The organism is Amycolatopsis ponsaeliensis (genome assembly GCF_030182635.1).
GTDB lineage: Bacteria > Actinomycetota > Actinomycetes > Mycobacteriales > Pseudonocardiaceae > Amycolatopsis > Amycolatopsis ponsaeliensis.
The window spans coordinates 18,903-35,783 of the sequence record NZ_JAPZLD010000066.1; the positions used below are offsets into that span (position 1 = coordinate 18,903).

Sequence of the window (16,881 nt, forward strand, 5' to 3'; positions counted from 1 at the left end):
GGCCATGGGAACCGCGCTGATCGTGGTGGACGTGCAGAACGACTTCTGCGAAGGGGGTTCGCTCGGCCTGCCGGGCGGGGCCGCCGCGGCCGCCGCCATCTCGAAGCAGGCCGTCGAAGGCGGGTACAGCCACGTCGTGGCCACCCGCGACAACCACATCGACCCGGGTGACCACTTCAGCGAGACGCCCGACTTCAAGGACAGCTGGCCGGTGCACTGCGTCGCCGGTACGCCGGGAGCGTCGTTCCACCCCGCGCTCGACGTCGTCCCGATCGGCGAGGTGTTCTCCAAGGGCGAATACAGCGCCGCGTACTCCGGCTTCGAAGGCGCGGCCCGCGACGGGAAGTCCCTGGAGACGTGGCTGCGCGAGCACGACGTCACCGACGTCGACGTCGTCGGCATCGCGACGGACTTCTGCGTCCGCGCGACGGCCCTCGACGCGGCGAAGGCGGGCTTCGGCGTGCGGGTGCTGCTGGACCTGACCGTCGGCGGCTCGCAGCCGACGGTGGACGCGACGCTCGAGGACTTCGGCAAGGCGGGAGTCACCCACACCGGCACGGCGTTCGTCGGACCGGCCGCGTGAAGGACCTGCAAGCCTCGCTGGCGGAACACCGGCTCGTCGCGATCCTGCGCGCGGCCGACGCGTCGCGGTTCGCCGACGCGGCGATGGTGCTGCACGCGGCGGGCATCTGCCTGCTCGAAGCGACGCTGACGACCCCGGGCGCGCCCGCCGCGATCACCGCGCTGCGCCTGGCGCTCGGCGCGGACGCGCTGATCGGCGCGGGCAGCGTCCGCGAACCGTCCGATGTGGACATCGCGGTCGACGCGGGCGCGGCGTACCTGATCACGCCGACGGTGAACCCGGCGGTCCTGGAACGCGCCGCGGAGCTGGAGACCCCGGTGGTCTGCGGTGCGCTGACGCCGACGGAGATCGACCAGGCCCGGCGCCTCGGCGCGGCCGCGGTGAAGGTGTTCCCGATCGCGGCGGTGGGCGGGGTCGCCTACCTGCGTGCGATCCGGGCCCCGCTGCCGGACGTCCCGCTGGTCCCGACCGGCGGCGTCCACCTGGCCGACGTCGAGGGCTACCTGCGCGCGGGCGCGATCGCGGTGGCCGCGGCGACGCCGTTGCTGGGCGACGCGCTCTCGCCGAGCGGAAGCCTGCCGGACCTGGCGACGCGGGCCGGCGAGTTCGTCGCGGCGGCCAGCCGCTTCACGACTGTGTAGCTACTTCTTGCCGAAGGGGTCGCAGGCGGCCGTGCCCAGGTAGATGTCCCCGCTCGCCGGGCCGCCCTGCGGGAACAGCTTGATGTGCAGCGCGTGCGTCACGAGGCTGCCGTCCGGCGGCTGGGGCGTCACGGTCTCGTTGAGGATCACCGTCGCCAGCGCCGTGCCCGCCGGCCCGCCCGGGATGACGATCCGGTGGTTCGGCGGGATCTCCGCGGGCACGGTGATCCCGTCGACCGCGCCGATCGAGACCTCGCCGCCGCTGCCGGTCGCCGTCGTGGCGCACTTCGCCGAGTAGGTGCGGACGGTGATCACCGGGCCGCCGTAGCGCTTGAGCACGGCGGCTTCGAACCGGTGCCCGGACGCCTGCGCGATCGCCACGTCCCCCGTGCGCCCGCAGCCGCTCTCCCCGGTGCCGAACGTCGCGACATCGCCCGTCACGCCGCCTTGCGTGCGCGCGCTCAACGGGCCGTCGGCAGTGCATTTCGCCAGGTCACCGGTGACGACGTGCTCGTTGTCGATCGTCACGTCCAGCGAGCCCGCGGACGCCCATCCGGTGGACGTCCCGGGGGCCGCGGCGGCCAGGAGGGGCGCGGTCAGCAGCGTCACCGCCAGCAACCGGATCGTCCTCTTCCCGGCGTTTCGCATGCAGCGGCCTCCACGGTCGTCGTGACAGTTCGTAGTTACCCCTTTCGTCATCGGCAGGCACGCGGACACCCCTGATCGGGTCCACCCGGACGGGTGGCCGGTGAGGAACGCAACTTCCGGGGTTTTCCCTGGGTAACGAGCGTTAACCTCGGTTGTCTGCTCACCCAGGGAGGTTCTGTGTCTTCGCTGTCCTTCGCCGGCAAGCGGCCCGTGCTGGCCGACCTCGTGCCCGGTTCCCTCGTCCGGGACATCGCGCTGGTCGCCGGCGGTGCCGTGCTCACCGGCGCCGCCGCGCAGCTGACCATCCCGGTGCCGGGCAGCCCGGTGCCGATGACCGGCCAGACGTTCGCCGCGCTGCTCGTCGGCGCGTCGCTCGGCATGTCGCGCGGTGCCGCGTCGATGCTGGTGTACCTGCTGGTCGGTGCCGTGGGCGTGCCGTGGTTCCAGCACGGCACCGCGGGCCTGTCCGGCGCGAGCGCCGGCTACATCGTCGGGTTCGTCTTCGCCGGCGCGCTCGTGGGCGCGCTCGCCCGCCGCGGCGGCGACCGGACGCCGGTGCGCACCGCGGGCACCATGGTGCTCGGCAACCTCGTGATCTACGCGTTCGGCGTGCCGTGGCTGATGGCCTCGACCGGGTTCGACCTGTCGACGGCGTTCGCCAAGGGCGTGACACCGTTCCTGATCGGCGACGCGATCAAGATCGTCGTGGCCGCCGGCCTGCTGCCGCTGACCTGGAAGCTCGTCTCGGGCCGCACCGAGGACTGACTTGCCCGCCGAAGGGGACCTCGCGCTCGTGAGGTCCCCTTCGGCGTTCCCGCGACAGGGCGCGAGTGGCCCGTTCGCGACGGATCACCGATCCTGTCGGCGGTGGCGGCTAATGTGTCGCTGTGCCCGCTCGAACTGACTTCCCCGGCGTCCTCGAACTCCTCACCCACGCGGTGGAGTCCGTAGGCGGTGCCGAACGGCCCGGGCAGGTCGAGATGGCGGATGCCGTCGGCCGCGCCATCCGCACCGGCGAGCACCTGGCCGTGCAGGCCGGCACCGGCACCGGCAAGTCCTTGGCCTACCTGGTTCCCGCGATCCGCCACGCCGTCGAGAAGGAAGCCACCGTCGTGGTTTCGACGGCGACGATCGCGTTGCAGCGCCAGCTCGTCGACCGCGACCTCCCGCGCCTGGCGAAGGCGCTGAAGAAGCCCCTCGGCCGCGAACCGACCTTCGCGATCCTCAAGGGCCGCCGCAACTACATGTGCCTGCACCGCCTGGACGCCGGCGCACCGGACGAGCCGGAGGACGCCCAGCTCTTCGACCCGTTCGCGGTGTCGCGCCTCGGCAAGGAGGTCACGCGGCTGCGGGAGTGGGCGTCGGACACCGAAACCGGCGACCGCGACGAGCTCGTCCCCGGCGTCACCGACCAGGCGTGGCGCCAGGTGTCCGTGACGGCGAAGGAATGTCTCGGCGCGTCCCGCTGTCCGATCGGCACGGACTGCTTCGCCGAGAAGGCCCGTGCCGAGGCCGGCCGCGCCGACGTCATCGTGACCAACCACGCGCTGCTGGCGATCGACGCCCTGCAGGGCTACCAGGTCCTGCCGGACCACGACGTGGTGATCATCGACGAGGCGCACGACCTCGTCGACCGCGTCACGTCCGTCGCCACCGGCGAGCTCACCAGCGCGATGTGCGCGTCGGCCGCGCGCCGCTGCGGCAAGCTGATCGACGCCGACGTCGCCGACGGCCTCCTGGAGGCGGGTGACGGGCTGGCGCTGATCGTCGACGACCTGCCCGCGGGCCGGCTGGACGAGCTGCCCCAGCCGCTGCGGGGCGCGATCCCGGCGATCCGGGACGCCGCGCACCGGTGCATCACCTCGCTGGGCTCGGATCGCAAGGAGGACGTCGAAGGGGCCACCGCGCGCAAGCTGGCGCGCTCGCTGCTCGACGAGGTGCACGACACCGCGGTCCGGCTGCTGGAGGCGTTCGACGACGACCAGGCGCACCAGCGCGACGTCGTCTGGCTCTCCGGCGACAAGTACTCGTCGAACCCGCGGCCGCCGGCGCTGAAGGTGGCGCCGCTGGGCGTCGCCGGATTGCTGCGCGAGCGCGTCTTCAACCTGCACACGACGGTCCTCACCTCGGCGACGCTGACCCTGGGCGGCACGTTCGACACCATGGCGCGGCAGTGGGGGCTCCCGCCGGGCGCGGCCCGCGTCGAGAAGGCGCCGGGAGCCGCGACGGACAAGGAAGCGCCGTCCGACACCGACACCGGGCCGAAGTGGACGGGCCTGGACGTCGGCTCGCCGTTCGACCACAAGCGCAACGGCATCCTCTACCTGGCCAAGCACCTGCCGCCGCCGGGGCGCGACGGCCTCGCGTCGTCCACAATGGACGAACTGGCCGAGCTGATCGAAGCCGCGGGCGGGCGCACGCTGGGGTTGTTCTCCTCGATGCGGGCGGCCAAGCAGGCGGCCGAGGAGATGCGCGGGCGGCTCGACTTCCCGATCCTCTGCCAGGGCGAAGACGCGACGTCGCTGCTGGTCCAGAAGTTCTCCGAAGACGTTCGCACGTGCCTGTTCGGCACGCTGAGCCTGTGGCAGGGCGTGGACGTCCCCGGGCCGTCGCTGCAGCTCGTGGTGGTCGACCGGATCCCGTTCCCGCGCCCGGACGACCCGGTCTCCTCGGCGCGCCAGCGCGCGGTGGAAGCCCGCGGCGGCAACGGGTTCCTCACCGTGGCGGCCACGCACGCGGCGCTGCTGCTGGCGCAGGGCACCGGTCGGCTGCACCGGTCGGTCACCGACCGCGGGGTGGTCGCGGTGCTGGATTCGCGGCTGGCGAACGCCCGCTACGGCGGATTCCTCCGTGCCTCGCTGCCGCCGTTCTGGCCCACGATGGACCCGAAGGTGGCCCGCGACGCGTTGCGCCGGCTGGACGCTGCCGCGCCCGCGTGACGCGGTCCACAACACCGACCGGTACGGTGAAGCAACCCAAGCAACAATAGGGAGCACCGGTTGACCCAGGATTCGTCCAGCGCACAGTCCCGGACCGTCAGTGTCGACGACACCGGCGTACGGCGGCGGCTCGCGGACGGCAGCGAAGAAGCTGTCACGTGGGCCAGCCTGTCGTCGGTGATGGTCCGCGTGATCCCCGACGGCCCGTGGAACGAAGACGTCTTCTTCATGCTGGTGGACACCAACGGCAAAGGCACGGCGGTCCCGAGCGGCGACCCGGCGGCCGACGCGCTGATCGAGCGGCTGCAGTCGTTGCCGGGCTTCGACAACGAGAAGTTCATCGAGGCCATGACGACCGACGCGGACCAGGCCTACGTCGTCTGGGAATCCAGCGAGAACTGACGTGCGCTGCCCGGTCTGCGGCGCGGAAGACAGCTTGAGCCCGCTCGCGGACCTCTCGGCCGACAGCGCTGGCTGCGGCTCGCCTTCAAGCGTCCGGGTTTCCTCGAATCCCGGCCCGTCATCGTCGCCGAGTACGGCCGGGCGTGCCGGTCGTGCCACGTGGTGCTCCCCTTCCTCGACGAGCAGAACCAGCGCAAGCTCGCCGAGGAGTGGGACACCCTGGTCCCGGTGGCGCCCGACCCTAAGCCGGGAACTCCTCGGTCACCGGAATCCCCTTCTTGAGCGTCCGGCTCACCGTGCAGAGCCGCTCGATCGCGCGGTCCACGGCACCGGCCAGCGCCTCGCGCTGATCCCCCGCCAAAGTCGACACGTCGACATCGAATGCGACGTGCACGGCGTCCAGTTCCGAGGCCCCCTCACGCCGGTCGGCGCTGACGGTCACGCGGAACTTCGCGTCTTCGCCCACCCGCCGCGTGATCAGCTCTTCGGCGGTCACCGCGCTGCAGCCCGCGGCCGCGATCTGCAGCAGTTCCGCGGGCGAGAACGCCCCTTCCGCACCAGTGCGACCCAGCCGCACCGAAGCGCCCCGGTCGTTGCGGCCGACGAAGGAATGCTGGCCGTCGCGCTGTACTTCGAGTCCCATGCCCGCTCCAACCCGGTCAGGAAACCGCTTGTTCCGGCGCCCACTGGGCGAGAACCGTGATGGTGCCCGGATCGACCTCGGTGAACCCGGCGTCCCGGACGGCCACGACGCGATCGCGCCGCCACGCTCCCTCGGGGTCGTCCCCGGGGTGCAGTTCCTTCCAGCGCGCGACACTCGCCGTGCGCACGGCGGTCCGGTAGCCCTGCGCGGCCCAGCCGGCCAGCGCGACGTCGTCCAGCAGCGCCGCGAGGATCATCGTGGCGTGCCCGACCTGCGCGGCGGCCTTGCCGACGGTCATCGGCGCGTGCGGGTTGAGCAGGAGCAGCGGGACACCGGCGGGCGGCGGCCCGGGCTCGTCGGGCGGCAGCTCGCTCCCTGAGATCTGCAGCCGCGAGACCTCCTTGGGCGCCTCGGCGACCAGTCCGGGCACGAGGGCCCGCGCCTCGGCGCCGTCGATCTCGACCGTGATGCCCGGCAGGTCCTGCACGGCCGCCCAGTGCGCGCCCCGCGCCCGCCGCGCCACCTTGCGGATCCGATTGTCGAGCCAGGCGTGCATCGGCTCGGCCCACTCGCCGCCGGGCTCGGCGCGCTCGTCGAGGCAGACGGCCAGCGCGGCGGCCGCCGCGGCCTCCAGCAGCGGCGTGCGGCCCGGCGGCTCGGCCCGCTCGATGCGCAGGATCACCGGCATCGCCCGGACTTCCTCCGGGAGCTCGTCGGAAGTGTCCGATGTGTCTTCGGCCGGAAGCCCCAGCCAGTAGGCGTAGCGGGCGCCCAGGGGGTCGAGAATGCTGCTCACGGACGCATCAGCTCGAGTCCGTCGGCAGCGTCGGCCGCCTCGACCTCGCCGCGGGTGAGACCGAGCACGAACAGCACGGCGTCGAGGTACGGGTGCGACAGCGCGGTGTCGGCCACCTCGCGCAGCGCGGGCTTGGCGTTGAACGCGACACCCATGCCCGCCGCCGACAGCATGTCGATGTCGTTGGCGCCGTCCCCGACCGCGACGCACTGCTCCAGCGGGATGTCGTACTCCCCGGCGACGCGGCGAAGCACCTTCGCCTTGCCTGCGCGGTCCACGACGTCCCCGACCACGCGCCCGGTGAGCTTGCCGTCGACGATCTCGAGCTCGTTCGCCGCCGCGAAGTCGAGGCCGAGCTCCGCCACCAGGCCGCCGATGACCTGGGTGAACCCGCCGGACACCACGCCGGTCTTGAAACCCATCCGCTTGAGCGTGCGGATCGTCGTGCGCGCGCCCGGGGTCAGCTCGATCGACGCGGCGACCTCGTCGATCGCCGTCGCGGGCAGGCCCGCCAGCAACGCGACCCGGCGTTCCAGCGACTGCGTGAAGTTGAGCTCGCCGCGCATGGCGGCCTCGGTGATCTCGCGGATCTCCGGCTCGACGCCGGCGTGCGCGCCCAGCATCTCGATGACCTCGCCCTGGATGAGCGTCGAGTCGACGTCGAAGACGACCAGCCGCTTCGCCCGGCGCGTGATCCCGGCCCGTTCGACCGCGATGTCCACGCCCGCCTCGACCGCGGCGTCGGCGAGCTCCGAGCGCAAGGCCGTGTCGGCTTCCGGGGTGTCCTGGTCGACCGAGACGTACAGCTCCAGCCCGGTCACGGGGTAGTCGGCGACGCTGCGGATCGCGTCGATGTTGGCGCCCAGCGACGCCAGCCGGCGCGCGACCTCCGAGAAGCCGCGCGCGGTGACCGGGCGGCCGAGGATCACCAGCACGTGGGTGGAGTCGCGGCGGCCGAGCGCGAACGGGTCGTCCCCGATCGCCGACCCGATCTTGACGTCGACCGTCATGCCGACGGACGCCATCGCCTGCTCGACCGACTCCTGCAGGCCCTCCGGGTCGCGGTACACGCCGGCGAGCACACCGAGCACGAGCTGCCCGCGGATGACGACCTGCTCGACGTCGAGCACGTCGACGTCGTGCCGGGTCAGCACGGCGAACAGTACGGACGAGACGCCCGGCTTGTCGGGGCCCGTGGTCGTGATCAGGACGGGGGTCTGGGTCACTGGTCATCCCTCGTTCGGCGACGCTGCACGATCAGTCTGCCGGTCCGGCCTCGGACATAAGTAGAGCGCGTGCCCGGCTTCACAAAAGCCGGGCACGCGCTCACTCGATCAGGTGTCCTACTTGTCGTCGCCCTGCTCGCTCGCGTTGTCCTTGGAGTGGTCTCCCGGAATCACCGCTTCGGTGAGCACCTGCGACGGGGCCGCGTGGCTGATGACCTTCTGCTTCCCGAAGAAGCCGATCTCGCCCTCCTTGTGGAGGCGCTCGATCATGTGCGGGTAGTGCAGCTCGAAGGCCGGCCGCTCGGAACGGATCCGGGGCAGCTCGGTGAAGTTGTGCCGCGGCGGCGGGCAGGACGTCGCCCACTCGAGCGAGTTGCCGTAGCCCCACGGGTCGTCCACCGTGACGATCTCGCCGTACCGGTAGCTCTTGAAGACGTTCCAGATGAACGGCAGCGTCGAGGCACCGAGGATGTACGCGCCGATCGTCGAGATCGTGTTCAGCGTCGTGAAGCCGTCACTGGTCAGGTAGTCCGCGTACCGCCGCGGCATGCCCTCGGCGCCCAGCCAGTGCTGGACGAGGAACGTGCCGTGGAAGCCGATGAACGTGGTCCAGAAGTGCCACTTGCCGAGCTTCTCGTCCATCATCCGGCCGGTGATCTTCGGGAACCAGAAGTAGATGCCGGCGAAGGTGGCGAACACGATCGTGCCGTAGAGCACGTAGTGGAAGTGCGCGACGACGAAGTAGCTGTCCGACACGTGGAAGTCGATCGCCGGCGCGGCCAGCATGATGCCGGTCAGGCCGCCGAAGAGGAACGTGACGATGAAGCCCATCGAGAAGATCATCGGCGTCTCGAAGGACAGCTGGCCCTTCCACATCGTGCCGATCCAGTTGAAGAACTTCACGCCGGTCGGGACCGCGATCAGGAACGTCATGAAGGAGAAGAACGGCAGCAGCACGGCGCCGGTGGCGTACATGTGGTGCGCCCACACCGCGACCGACAGCGCCGCGATGGCCAGCGTCGCCCAGACCAGGCTCTTGTAGCCGAACATGGGCTTGCGGCTGAACACCGGGAAGATCTCCGACACGATACCGAAGAACGGTAGCGCGACGATGTAGACCTCTGGATGGCCGAAGAACCAGAAGAGGTGCTGCCAGAGGATCACCCCGCCGTTTTCGGGGTCGAACACGTGCGCGCCCAGATGCCGGTCCGCCAGCAGGCCCATCAGGGCCGCGGTCAGGATCGGGAAGGCGAGCAGGATCAGGATCGACGTCACCAGGATGTTCCAGGTGAAGATCGGCATCCGGTACATCGTCATGCCCGGCGCGCGCAGGCAGACCACGGTGGTGACCATGTTGACCGCGCCGAGGATGGTGCCGAGACCGGAGACCACCAGGCCGGAGATCCACAGGTCCGCACCGACGCCCGGCGAGTGGATCGCGTCCGACAGCGGGGTGTAGGCGAACCAGCCGAAGTCGGCGGCGCCACCCGGCGTCAGGAAGCCCGACAGCACGATCAGGCCGCCGAAGAGGTACAGCCAGTACGAGAACGCGTTCAGCCGCGGGAACGCGACGTCCGGCGAGCCGATCTGCAGCGGGAGCACGAAGTTCGCGAAGCCGAAGAGGATCGGGGTCGCGTACAGCAGCAGCATCACCGTGCCGTGCATGGTGAACAGCTGGTTGTACTGCTCCTGCGAAAGGAACTGCTGCCCGGGCCGCGCCAGCTCGGTACGGATCAGCATGGCCATCGCGCCGCCCGCCATGAAGAAGGCGAACGACGTGACCAGGTACATGATCCCGATCTGCTTGTGGTCCGTCGTGCGGAACAACCGCAGCAGGTACGAACCCTTGACCGACTCGTGCGCGGGGTACGGGCGCGTCGCGATCGGCTTGGGGGCTACGGCCGTCACTCCTGCCTCCAACACTTGAACCTTGTGGTGGTCATCGTCCGGCCGCCGGGCGCGGGCGAGGCCCGGTTCCGGCGGTCAAGGGGATCGTAGCCCTCGCTACCGACAGTCGCGCGCACCGGCTGGCAAGATCGGGCCGTGGCCGACGAATACACGCGTGCCGCGGTCCGCGCGGCACGGACCGTGACCTCCCGGCTGGGTCTGCGCGACCACGAGCCGGAGGTCCTCCACGAACGCTCGAACGTGCTGGTGAAGCTGGGTCCGCTGGTCGCGCGGGTGCCGGGGACCACCCGCCTCGCGCGGACCGGGCCGGCGTGGCAGGAACGGGACGTGGCCCTCTCCCGGTTCCTCACCGAACGTGGTGTGCCCGTCGTCTCACCGGCCACGGATCCCCCGGCCGGACCGCATTTCGCCGAGGGCCTGCCGGTCACGCTCTGGCACCACACGCCGCACGATCCGGACCACCGGTACGCACCGGACGTCGTCGCGCGGTCGCTCGCCGAGGTGCATTCGGCGTTGCGGGAGTTCCCGGGCGAGCTCCCCCGGCGCGGCCCGCTCGACGACCTGGAGCGCATCTTCGACCGGCACGATCTGGACGGCGAAGCGCCCCGGTTGCGCGAGGAGACGGCGCGCCTCGCCGCGACGCTGCCGGACGTCGCCGTGCAGCCGCTGCACGGCGACGCGCACCCCGGCAACGTGATCGCCACCCCCGCGGGCCCCTGCTGGCTGGACTTCGAGGACACCTGGCTCGGCCCGCTGGCCTGGGATCTCGGGATCCTCGCCCGGCAGGGCGGCCCGGAGTTCGTGGCCGCCTACCCGGGCGAGGTGCCTTTCGCCGCTCTCGAGCCTTGGGTTCGGGTGCGGGAGCTCTACTCGGTCGCGTGGCAGTACGTCATCGCGATCCGGTTCCCGCACCGGCTCCCCGGCGCCCGCGCGGCGCTCGCCGCCTACTTTTCGTGAGTCGCCGGGTACCAGGAGAGGATCGCCTCGACCACGCCCGCCGGGTCCTCCAGCGGGGTCAGGTGGCCGGCTTCCGGGAGCACCACGAGCGTCGCGCCGGCCATGACTTCGACCATCGCGCTCGCCGCCGCGACCGGCGTGATCGGGTCCTCTTCGCCGACGACGACCAGCGCGGGGACTCCCGAGTCGCGCAGCAGATCAAGGGAGTCGGGCCGCGTCCGCAGCGCGAGCGCCGTCCACGAAATCCCGGCGGGCGGCTGCGATTCGATGATCTCCCGGACCGTCTCGACGACGTCCGGCCGCTGCTCGCGCGTCGACCCGGCCAGCAGGTTCGGCAGGTTGGCCTCGGCGAGCCAGCCCTCGATGCCTTCGTCCTCGACGCGCCTGGCGACGTCCAGCCGGCTCTGCGCGGCCTCGGGCGTGTCCGGCGTGGCCTTGGTGTCGATGAGCACGAGCCCGCCGACCCGCTCCGGGGCCAGCCGCAGCACGGCCATCGCGAGGTAGCCGCCCATCGAGCAGCCGCCGAGCACGACGCGGTCCAGCTCCAGGCGGTCCAGCAGGGCGACGACGTCGCGCGCGGCGTCCTCGAGGCTCGGTTCGCGGTCCGAGTCCGGCAGCGGCGAGCGGCCCAGTCCGCGCTGGTCCGGGGTGATCACCCGAAGGTGTGAAGCGAGGGGCTCGCGCACCGCGTTCCACATGCGGGCGTCCAAGGGAAAGGCGTGGAGGAGGACCAGCGGCAGTTCGGTCATGCGGGATATTTTGTCGGACCCCCGCGCTAGCTTCGCCGATGTGTTCACCGACATCGAAACCGACCGGCTGCTGCTGCGTCCGCTCCACGAGGCGGACCGGCAGGCGATGGTCGACATCCACACGGACCCGCGCACCAACCGCTTCCACCCCGACCCGCCCGACGTCCCGCGTGCGTCGGCGATGTTCTCGGAGTGGCTGGCGCACTGGGCCGAGCACGGCTTCGGCTACCCGGCGGTGACCGAACGCGGCGGCACCGAGGTGCTCGGCATGTGCGGGGTGCGGCTGCGGGAGTTCCACGGCGAGAAGGTGCTGAACCTCGGCTACCGGTTCCGGCCGTCGGCGTGGGGCAAGGGGTACGCGGGCGAGGCCGGGCTGGCGGTCCTGGAGTGGTGCGCCCGCGAACTGCCGTCGGTGCCGGTGCTGGCGAGCGTCAGCATCGCGAACAAGCCGTCGCTGCGGGTGGCGGAGCGGCTCGGCTTCACCGAGTACACGGAGGAGATGTACGACGGCGCGATGTCGCGGCACTACCGGCGCTGAGCCGGGCGATGTTTGACAACTCCAGAAGGAATCGGGTCACCGCCGGCGGTTCGGCCGCCGCCGCGCCCGGGCGTCCCAGCAGGCGCGGTGCCAGTGCCGCCGGTCGGCGACGGAGCCGGTCTCCTCGGCGGGCCAGACGACGAGGTGCGGCGTCCCCGGCCGGATCTCGTGGTCGCAGCCGGGGCACCGGTAGTCCTTGGTGGCCTGCGAACCGGGCACGGTCCGCACGAGCCAGTCACCGTCGGCCCCGGACTCGGCCCGGGCCCAGCCGGTGGCGGCACCGAGGTCGCGTTCGGGCGGCCCACCGTCCACGCGGCGGCCGGGACGGTTGCGTCGAGGCACCCCCAAACGGTATCCGCCCGCCTCCCGCCCACCCCAACCCTCCACCCGCCCCAGCCAGACGAGTCGTCCCCCAGGTACGCAACCCGACCCTCCAGGCACGCAAGCCGACCGTCCAGGTACGCGTGTCGACCCTCCAATCACGCGAGTCGACTCTCCAATCACACGTGATGCCCCTTCAATCACGCGAGATGCCCGTCCAATCACGGGTGATGCCCCTCCCGTCACACGTGATGCCCGTCCGATCACGAGTGCCACCCGTCGGAGCTCAGGCCGCGCGACCGGCCACCCGGCCGCCGGCCCGCAACCGGCGGCGGATCCCGTCGTGGCCGAGGCCGTCCCAGCCGAGCCGGGCCAGCGTCCGCCCGGTCCGCCGGAAGTCCTCGCCCCCGAGCACGGACATGATCGTGATGGCGGCGTCGACCACCGGCGTCGCGACCCCGGCGCACCGCGCGAGTGCCTGCAGCGGCACGAGCGTGGAACGGATGTCCTCGGTCAGGAACCGGTGGTCGAGGCTGGTCGGCGCGGCGATCGTCCGGTACGGCTCCACCGTCCGCAGCGCGTCGAGCAACGTCGTGGCCGGGCAGCCGTAGTAGCGGTCGAGGACCTCGGTCATGGGCAGCAGCCGGGCGCCGTACGCCCGTGCGACGGCGGCGAACTCGGCCTCGGTCCGTTCCAGCAGCGCGATCGTGCGGTGGGAAACGCCTTCGACGTAGAAGAGCAGCTCCTCCGCGCGGTCGATGGTGCCGAGGTTGGCGAGCGCGATCGGTACGTGCGCGACCGCGCCGAAGTCGTGCAGGCCGCGTTCGACGGGGTTGCGCGCGACCTCCAGCATCGGGAACCACTCGCGCAACAGCCCGGTGTGCCGTCCGACGGCAGCCGGCGTGCTGCCCGAGATCAGGTTCCAGCCCTTGGCCCCCAGCACGGTCACCCCGCCGGTCCCGGACGGCCGCGCGGCGAACAACGCGTCGGTCTCGACGACGTCGACCTCCGGTGCCCCGGCGGCGGCGAGCGCGTGCGCGAACTCGACGCTCCCGCACAGCTTGCTGGAGAACAGGACCACCACCTGGCCCACGCGAAGATACGGCGCGAGGCGGACGGCGACCTCCGGATAGGCGGTCGTCACGGTCGCGACCAGCACCACGGCCCGCCCGGCCAGCGACGCGGGATCCGCCGTCACCTCGCGCAGCGGGAACCGGCCGTCGAGCACCCCGCTCGCGACGATCTCCCGCCGGCGCGCGATGTCCCTCACCGCCGAGAGATCCCGCGTGCAGAGGTGCACGGGCAGCCCCCGCGAGGCGAGGTGGGCCGCCACGGCCCGTCCCTCACCACCCGCCCCGACGACCCCGATCCCGTCCAGCCCGCTCATCCCGCCCACTCCCCGTCGATCCGGTACGCAGTGGACAGGTCGGCACACCGGCGGGGAAAGTTCCCGCCGGGGCACATTCTCGAAGAACGGGACCCGTCACCCTTGGGCGAGCGCCAGCGGCACCAGCTGTTCGGCCGTGGTGAGCGACCCGTGCTGCCCGATCAGCGACGTCTCCACGGCTTCGGCAAGTCCTCGCACCATCCCGAACTGTCCCCGGGCCGCCGCGACGACGTCACCGATCCGCGGCAGCACCCGGTCGCTGACCGTGTGCCCGAACCACCCCTCGGCGATGGCCTCCTCCCGCGACCGCACCCAGGCCCGCTCGCCCAGCACCGCCCGCCAGGCCGCGAGGACGTCCGCGGCCGCGCCCGGCTCGGTGTAGACGTGCCGGGCGCGCACCTCGCCCCCGAAGGTCCGGACGCCGGAAAGCAGCTCCGGGACGTCTTCGAGGTCGAGCTTGTCGTCGACGGTGACCATCCCGTGGTCGGCCACCACGGCGAGCAGCGCACCGGCCGGCAGACCGTCCACAAGGGACTCGACGAGCCGGTCGATCTGCCGCAGCTGCATCCGCCACGCGGTGGACCCGGGGCCGTACACGTGCCCCAGCAGGTCGAGTTCACTGTGGTAGGCGTAGCAGAACGCCCGCTCGCCGAGCACCGACAACGTCCGCGCGGCGAGGTCGCCCAGCGCGTGTACCCCGGCGTACTGCGCACCGCTCTGGGTGGCCAGGGTCAGGGCGGTGTCGCGGAACTTGGCGGACGACACCACCGCGGCGGCGACACCTGCCGCGGCCGCCCGTTCGAATGTCGTTGCCAGCGGTTGCACCTCGCGGGGCGGGAGGGCGCCACGCAGGTCACTGCCGTCTTCGTGGCTGCACCAGCGCAACGCGTTGAGCACCCCGGTGCCGGGCATCTCGAACGTGTAGCCGACCATGCCGTGCTCGCCGGAAGCGAGCCCGGTGCCGATCGCCGCCACCCCGGCGGCCGTCGTGGACGGGAAGCCCACGCGCAACGACTCCCGGGCGAGTTCGGTCAACACCGGGGCGTCGGCGGCGTGCTCGGCCAGCAGCTCCCAGCCGAGCCCGTCGACCAGCAGGACCCCGGCGCTGCGGGCCTCCGGCAGCGCCAGCGTGTTCCCGAAGCCGGGCACCCCGAGCGCGGTGAGCAGGGACGGGACGACCTGGCCGAGGTGCGGGACGTCGGCAAGCGGTGGCGGCTGCACGCGCCCAGCTTCCCATCCCCGGACTCCTCCGGCGATAATCGCGGCATGCCGACCTACGCCTACCGCTGCCGCGAGTGCACCGAGACCTTCGAGCTCCTGCGCCCGATGAGCGAATCGAGCGCGCCGGCGACCTGCCCCGACGGCCACGCCGACACCGTCAAGCTGCTCACCACGGTCGCCCTCACCGGGGCCGCGAGCGGACCCGCGGTCTCGGCGGGCGGCGGCGGTGGCTGCTGTGGCGGCGGCTGCTGCGGCTAAAGAGCCTTCAGAGCCTGCTCCAGGTCGGCCCAGAGGTCCTCGACGTCCTCGAGCCCGGCCGACAGCCGGATCAGCTGGTCGGACACGCCCGCGTCGTGCCGGTCGCCCGCGTCGACGATCCGGTGGCTGATCGACCCCGGGTGCTGGATCAGCGTGTCGACGCTGCCGAGGCTGACGGCCGGCGTGATCAGCCGGACCGCGCCGATCGGGGCGTGCGGGTCGCCGTCGACCTCGAACGCCACCAGCGGCCCACCCAGCCGCGGGTAGTGGACGGCCGTCACCGCCGGGTGGTCGCCGAGCCGTGAGGCCAGCGTCGCCGCGGTGGCCGATGCGGCGTTGACGCGCAGTGGCAGCGTGGAAAGCCCACGCAGCAACAGGTATCCGGCGAGCGGGTGCAGCACGCCGCCGGTGGCGAAGCGGATCTGCCGCAGCCGGGCGGCTTCCGCTGCGTCGCACGCGACGACCCCGCCCATCACGTCGCCGTGGCCGCCGAGGAACTTCGTCGCGCTGTGCAGCACGATCCGCGCGCCGTGCAGGCCCGGGCGCTGCAGCACCGGGGTCGCGAAAGTGTTGTCCACCAACAGCGGCACGTCTCCGCAGGCACGAGCCAGCGCAGCGATGTCGGCCTCGACGAGCGTCGGGTTGGCCGGCGTCTCGACGAACACCAGCCCGGTGTCGGGCCGCAGCGCGGCGGCGACGGCGTCCGGCGCGGCCCAGGTGACCTCGGTGCCGAGCAGCCCGGACTCGAGCAGGTGGTCACTGCAGCCATACAGCGGGCGCACGGCAACGACGTGCCGTTTCCCTTGCGCCACCGCGGAAAGCAGGCAGGCCGAGACCGCGGCCATGCCGCTGGCGAACGCGACGCCGTGCTCGAAGCCTTCGAGTTCGGCGAGCGCACGCTCGAACCGTTCGACGGTCGGGTTGCCCACCCGGCCGTAGATCGGCGGGCCGTCGAGTTCGCCGCCGGCGGCGAACTCGTCGATCCGGGCGGCTTCGGCGGCACTGTCGCGGGAGGGGTAGGTCGTCGACAGGTCGAGCGGGACGGCGTGCACGCCGAGGTCCGTGAGGTCGTCACGGCCGGCGTGGACGGCACGCGTGCGCAGCGAAGAGGTCATGCCAGCATGGTCGAGCTTTCACCGGATCCGAAGCAACACTCTCGGATATCATTCGCCGATGTCCGATTCTGTCGAACTGAGTCCGGTCGACCTCGAAATTCTGCGCTTGCTCCAGAACGATGCCCGGGTCACCAACAAGGACCTGGCGGCCGCGGTCGGCATCGCGCCGTCGACGTGCCTGGACCGCGTCGCCCGGCTGCGGGACACCAGCGTGATCACCGGGCAGCACGCTTCAGTCGACGCGGCGAAGCTGGGACGCCCGCTGGAGGCGTTCCTGTTCGTCCAGGTCCGCCCGCACCGGCGGCCGCTGGTCGACCCGTTCGTCGACCACCTGCTGTCGCTGCCCGAAGTCCGCGCGGTCTACCACCTGACCGGGCCGGACGACTTCCTCGCGCACGTCGCGACCAGCTCCGCCGGCGAGCTGCAGCGGCTGGTCCTCGACGAGCTGACCGCCCGGGACGAGGTCGCCCGCGTGCACACGAACCTCGTGTTCCAGCACTGGAGCGGCGGCCCGCTACTGCCGCCGACCACCTGAAGTCCGGCCGTTCG

The 16,881-nt window shown here is 71.9% G+C and carries 19 protein-coding genes; 9 read left to right on the forward strand and 10 right to left on the reverse strand.

The window, feature by feature from the left end; genetic code table 11:
• The first annotated feature begins 4 nt into the window (after positions 1 to 4).
• Both QQ657_RS51255 and QQ657_RS51260 read left to right on the forward strand, forming a co-directional pair.
• Positions 5 to 583, forward strand: a complete 579-nt coding sequence (locus QQ657_RS51255) for an isochorismatase family protein (protein ID WP_284749747.1) — start codon at positions 5 to 7, stop codon at positions 581 to 583.
• On the forward strand, positions 580 to 1,224 hold the full coding sequence (locus tag QQ657_RS51260) for a bifunctional 4-hydroxy-2-oxoglutarate aldolase/2-dehydro-3-deoxy-phosphogluconate aldolase (RefSeq protein ID WP_284749748.1): 645 nt from the start codon (positions 580 to 582) through the stop codon (positions 1,222 to 1,224). The genes QQ657_RS51255 and QQ657_RS51260 overlap by 4 nt, the downstream gene beginning before the upstream one ends.
• Here the strand turns inward: QQ657_RS51260 and QQ657_RS51265 are convergent, their stop codons facing one another.
• Complete coding sequence (locus QQ657_RS51265) at positions 1,225 to 1,842, reverse strand: choice-of-anchor P family protein (RefSeq protein ID WP_350310771.1); 618 nt, start codon at positions 1,840 to 1,842, stop codon at positions 1,225 to 1,227.
• Between the two features lie 207 nt (positions 1,843 to 2,049).
• Here QQ657_RS51265 and QQ657_RS51270 point away from each other — a divergent pair, with 207 nt between their 5' ends.
• The 3 genes from QQ657_RS51270 to QQ657_RS51280 all read left to right on the forward strand — a co-directional run bounded on the left by QQ657_RS51270 (position 2,050) and on the right by QQ657_RS51280 (position 5,213).
• Positions 2,050 to 2,637, forward strand: a complete 588-nt coding sequence (locus QQ657_RS51270) for a biotin transporter BioY (RefSeq protein ID WP_284749750.1) — start codon at positions 2,050 to 2,052, stop codon at positions 2,635 to 2,637.
• Between the two features lie 122 nt (positions 2,638 to 2,759).
• A complete protein-coding gene (locus QQ657_RS51275; protein WP_284749751.1) occupies positions 2,760 to 4,811 on the forward strand; it encodes an ATP-dependent DNA helicase in 2,052 nt (683 codons plus the stop codon).
• A 60-nt stretch (positions 4,812 to 4,871) separates the two neighbouring features.
• The gene (locus tag QQ657_RS51280) at positions 4,872 to 5,213 is read left to right on the forward strand and encodes a hypothetical protein (RefSeq protein ID WP_284749752.1); all 342 of its coding nucleotides are present in this window, start codon (positions 4,872 to 4,874) and stop codon (positions 5,211 to 5,213) included.
• A 241-nt stretch (positions 5,214 to 5,454) separates the two neighbouring features.
• On the opposite strand, the gene QQ657_RS51285 is transcribed toward QQ657_RS51280, so the two are convergent.
• The 4 genes from QQ657_RS51285 to ctaD form a co-directional block, all read right to left on the reverse strand.
• On the reverse strand, positions 5,455 to 5,856 hold the full coding sequence (locus QQ657_RS51285; RefSeq protein ID WP_284749753.1) for an OsmC family protein: 402 nt from the start codon (positions 5,854 to 5,856) through the stop codon (positions 5,455 to 5,457).
• A gap of 16 nt (positions 5,857 to 5,872) precedes the next feature.
• Positions 5,873 to 6,652, reverse strand: coding sequence for a peptidyl-tRNA hydrolase (locus QQ657_RS51290; RefSeq protein WP_284749754.1), 780 nt, complete (start codon positions 6,650 to 6,652; stop codon positions 5,873 to 5,875).
• Entirely contained in the window at positions 6,649 to 7,878 is a 1,230-nt protein-coding gene (gene serB, locus QQ657_RS51295; RefSeq protein WP_284749755.1) for a phosphoserine phosphatase SerB, read from the reverse strand. Before serB ends, QQ657_RS51290 begins: the two co-directional genes overlap by 4 nt.
• A gap of 117 nt (positions 7,879 to 7,995) precedes the next feature.
• The gene (gene ctaD / locus QQ657_RS51300) at positions 7,996 to 9,786 is read right to left on the reverse strand and encodes an aa3-type cytochrome oxidase subunit I (RefSeq protein ID WP_284749756.1); all 1,791 of its coding nucleotides are present in this window, start codon (positions 9,784 to 9,786) and stop codon (positions 7,996 to 7,998) included.
• Between the two features lie 135 nt (positions 9,787 to 9,921).
• On the opposite strand from ctaD, the gene QQ657_RS51305 reads away from it, so the two are divergent.
• Positions 9,922 to 10,743: a phosphotransferase enzyme family protein gene (locus QQ657_RS51305; RefSeq protein WP_284749757.1), complete on the forward strand. Its 822-nt coding sequence runs from the start codon at positions 9,922 to 9,924 to the stop codon at positions 10,741 to 10,743.
• On the opposite strand, the gene QQ657_RS51310 is transcribed toward QQ657_RS51305, so the two are convergent.
• The gene (locus QQ657_RS51310) at positions 10,731 to 11,492 is read right to left on the reverse strand and encodes an alpha/beta fold hydrolase (RefSeq protein WP_284749758.1); all 762 of its coding nucleotides are present in this window, start codon (positions 11,490 to 11,492) and stop codon (positions 10,731 to 10,733) included. The genes QQ657_RS51305 and QQ657_RS51310 overlap by 13 nt on opposite strands.
• On the opposite strand from QQ657_RS51310, the gene QQ657_RS51315 reads away from it, so the two are divergent.
• Positions 11,491 to 12,030, forward strand: a complete 540-nt coding sequence (locus QQ657_RS51315; RefSeq protein WP_284749759.1) for a GNAT family N-acetyltransferase — start codon at positions 11,491 to 11,493, stop codon at positions 12,028 to 12,030. The two genes, QQ657_RS51310 and QQ657_RS51315, sit on opposite strands and share 2 nt — an antisense overlap.
• A gap of 36 nt (positions 12,031 to 12,066) precedes the next feature.
• Here QQ657_RS51315 and QQ657_RS51320 read toward each other — a convergent pair whose 3' ends face one another.
• From QQ657_RS51320 to QQ657_RS51330, 3 genes are all read right to left on the reverse strand, one after another.
• Positions 12,067 to 12,372, reverse strand: coding sequence for an Rv1322 family protein (locus QQ657_RS51320; protein WP_284749760.1), 306 nt, complete (start codon positions 12,370 to 12,372; stop codon positions 12,067 to 12,069).
• 265 nt (positions 12,373 to 12,637) lie between these two features.
• Positions 12,638 to 13,738, reverse strand: a complete 1,101-nt coding sequence (locus QQ657_RS51325) for an NAD/NADP-dependent octopine/nopaline dehydrogenase family protein (protein ID WP_284749761.1) — start codon at positions 13,736 to 13,738, stop codon at positions 12,638 to 12,640.
• A 96-nt stretch (positions 13,739 to 13,834) separates the two neighbouring features.
• The gene (locus tag QQ657_RS51330; RefSeq protein ID WP_284749762.1) at positions 13,835 to 14,959 is read right to left on the reverse strand and encodes an alkaline phosphatase family protein; all 1,125 of its coding nucleotides are present in this window, start codon (positions 14,957 to 14,959) and stop codon (positions 13,835 to 13,837) included.
• Positions 14,960 to 15,004: 45 nt separating this feature from the next.
• Here QQ657_RS51330 and QQ657_RS51335 point away from each other — a divergent pair, with 45 nt between their 5' ends.
• Positions 15,005 to 15,217, forward strand: coding sequence for an FmdB family zinc ribbon protein (locus QQ657_RS51335; protein ID WP_284749763.1), 213 nt, complete (start codon positions 15,005 to 15,007; stop codon positions 15,215 to 15,217).
• On the opposite strand, the gene QQ657_RS51340 is transcribed toward QQ657_RS51335, so the two are convergent.
• Positions 15,214 to 16,332, reverse strand: coding sequence for a trans-sulfuration enzyme family protein (locus tag QQ657_RS51340; protein ID WP_284749764.1), 1,119 nt, complete (start codon positions 16,330 to 16,332; stop codon positions 15,214 to 15,216). The two genes, QQ657_RS51335 and QQ657_RS51340, sit on opposite strands and share 4 nt — an antisense overlap.
• Positions 16,333 to 16,390: 58 nt before the next feature.
• Here QQ657_RS51340 and QQ657_RS51345 point away from each other — a divergent pair, with 58 nt between their 5' ends.
• Positions 16,391 to 16,867 carry an Lrp/AsnC family transcriptional regulator gene (locus QQ657_RS51345; protein WP_284749765.1) on the forward strand — a complete coding sequence of 159 codons (477 nt, stop codon included), beginning with the start codon at positions 16,391 to 16,393 and terminating at the stop codon, positions 16,865 to 16,867.
• Positions 16,868 to 16,881 lie beyond the last annotated feature (14 nt).

What these genes read in the sequence shown, in the direction of transcription:
- QQ657_RS51255 (WP_284749747.1), top strand. Translation starts at nt 5, where the DNA reads ATGGGAACCGCGCTGATCGTGGTGGACGTGCAGAACGACTTCTGCGAA.
- QQ657_RS51315 (WP_284749759.1), top strand. Translation starts at nt 11,491, where the DNA reads ATGCGGGATATTTTGTCGGACCCCCGCGCTAGCTTCGCCGATGTGTTC.
- QQ657_RS51345 (WP_284749765.1), top strand. Translation starts at nt 16,391, where the DNA reads ATGTCCGATTCTGTCGAACTGAGTCCGGTCGACCTCGAAATTCTGCGC.
- QQ657_RS51335 (WP_284749763.1), top strand. Translation starts at nt 15,005, where the DNA reads ATGCCGACCTACGCCTACCGCTGCCGCGAGTGCACCGAGACCTTCGAG.
- QQ657_RS51340 (WP_284749764.1), bottom strand. Translation starts at nt 16,332, where the DNA reads ATGACCTCTTCGCTGCGCACGCGTGCCGTCCACGCCGGCCGTGACGAC.
- QQ657_RS51310 (WP_284749758.1), bottom strand. Translation starts at nt 11,492, where the DNA reads ATGACCGAACTGCCGCTGGTCCTCCTCCACGCCTTTCCCTTGGACGCC.
- QQ657_RS51325 (WP_284749761.1), bottom strand. Translation starts at nt 13,738, where the DNA reads ATGAGCGGGCTGGACGGGATCGGGGTCGTCGGGGCGGGTGGTGAGGGA.
- QQ657_RS51285 (WP_284749753.1), bottom strand. Translation starts at nt 5,856, where the DNA reads ATGGGACTCGAAGTACAGCGCGACGGCCAGCATTCCTTCGTCGGCCGC.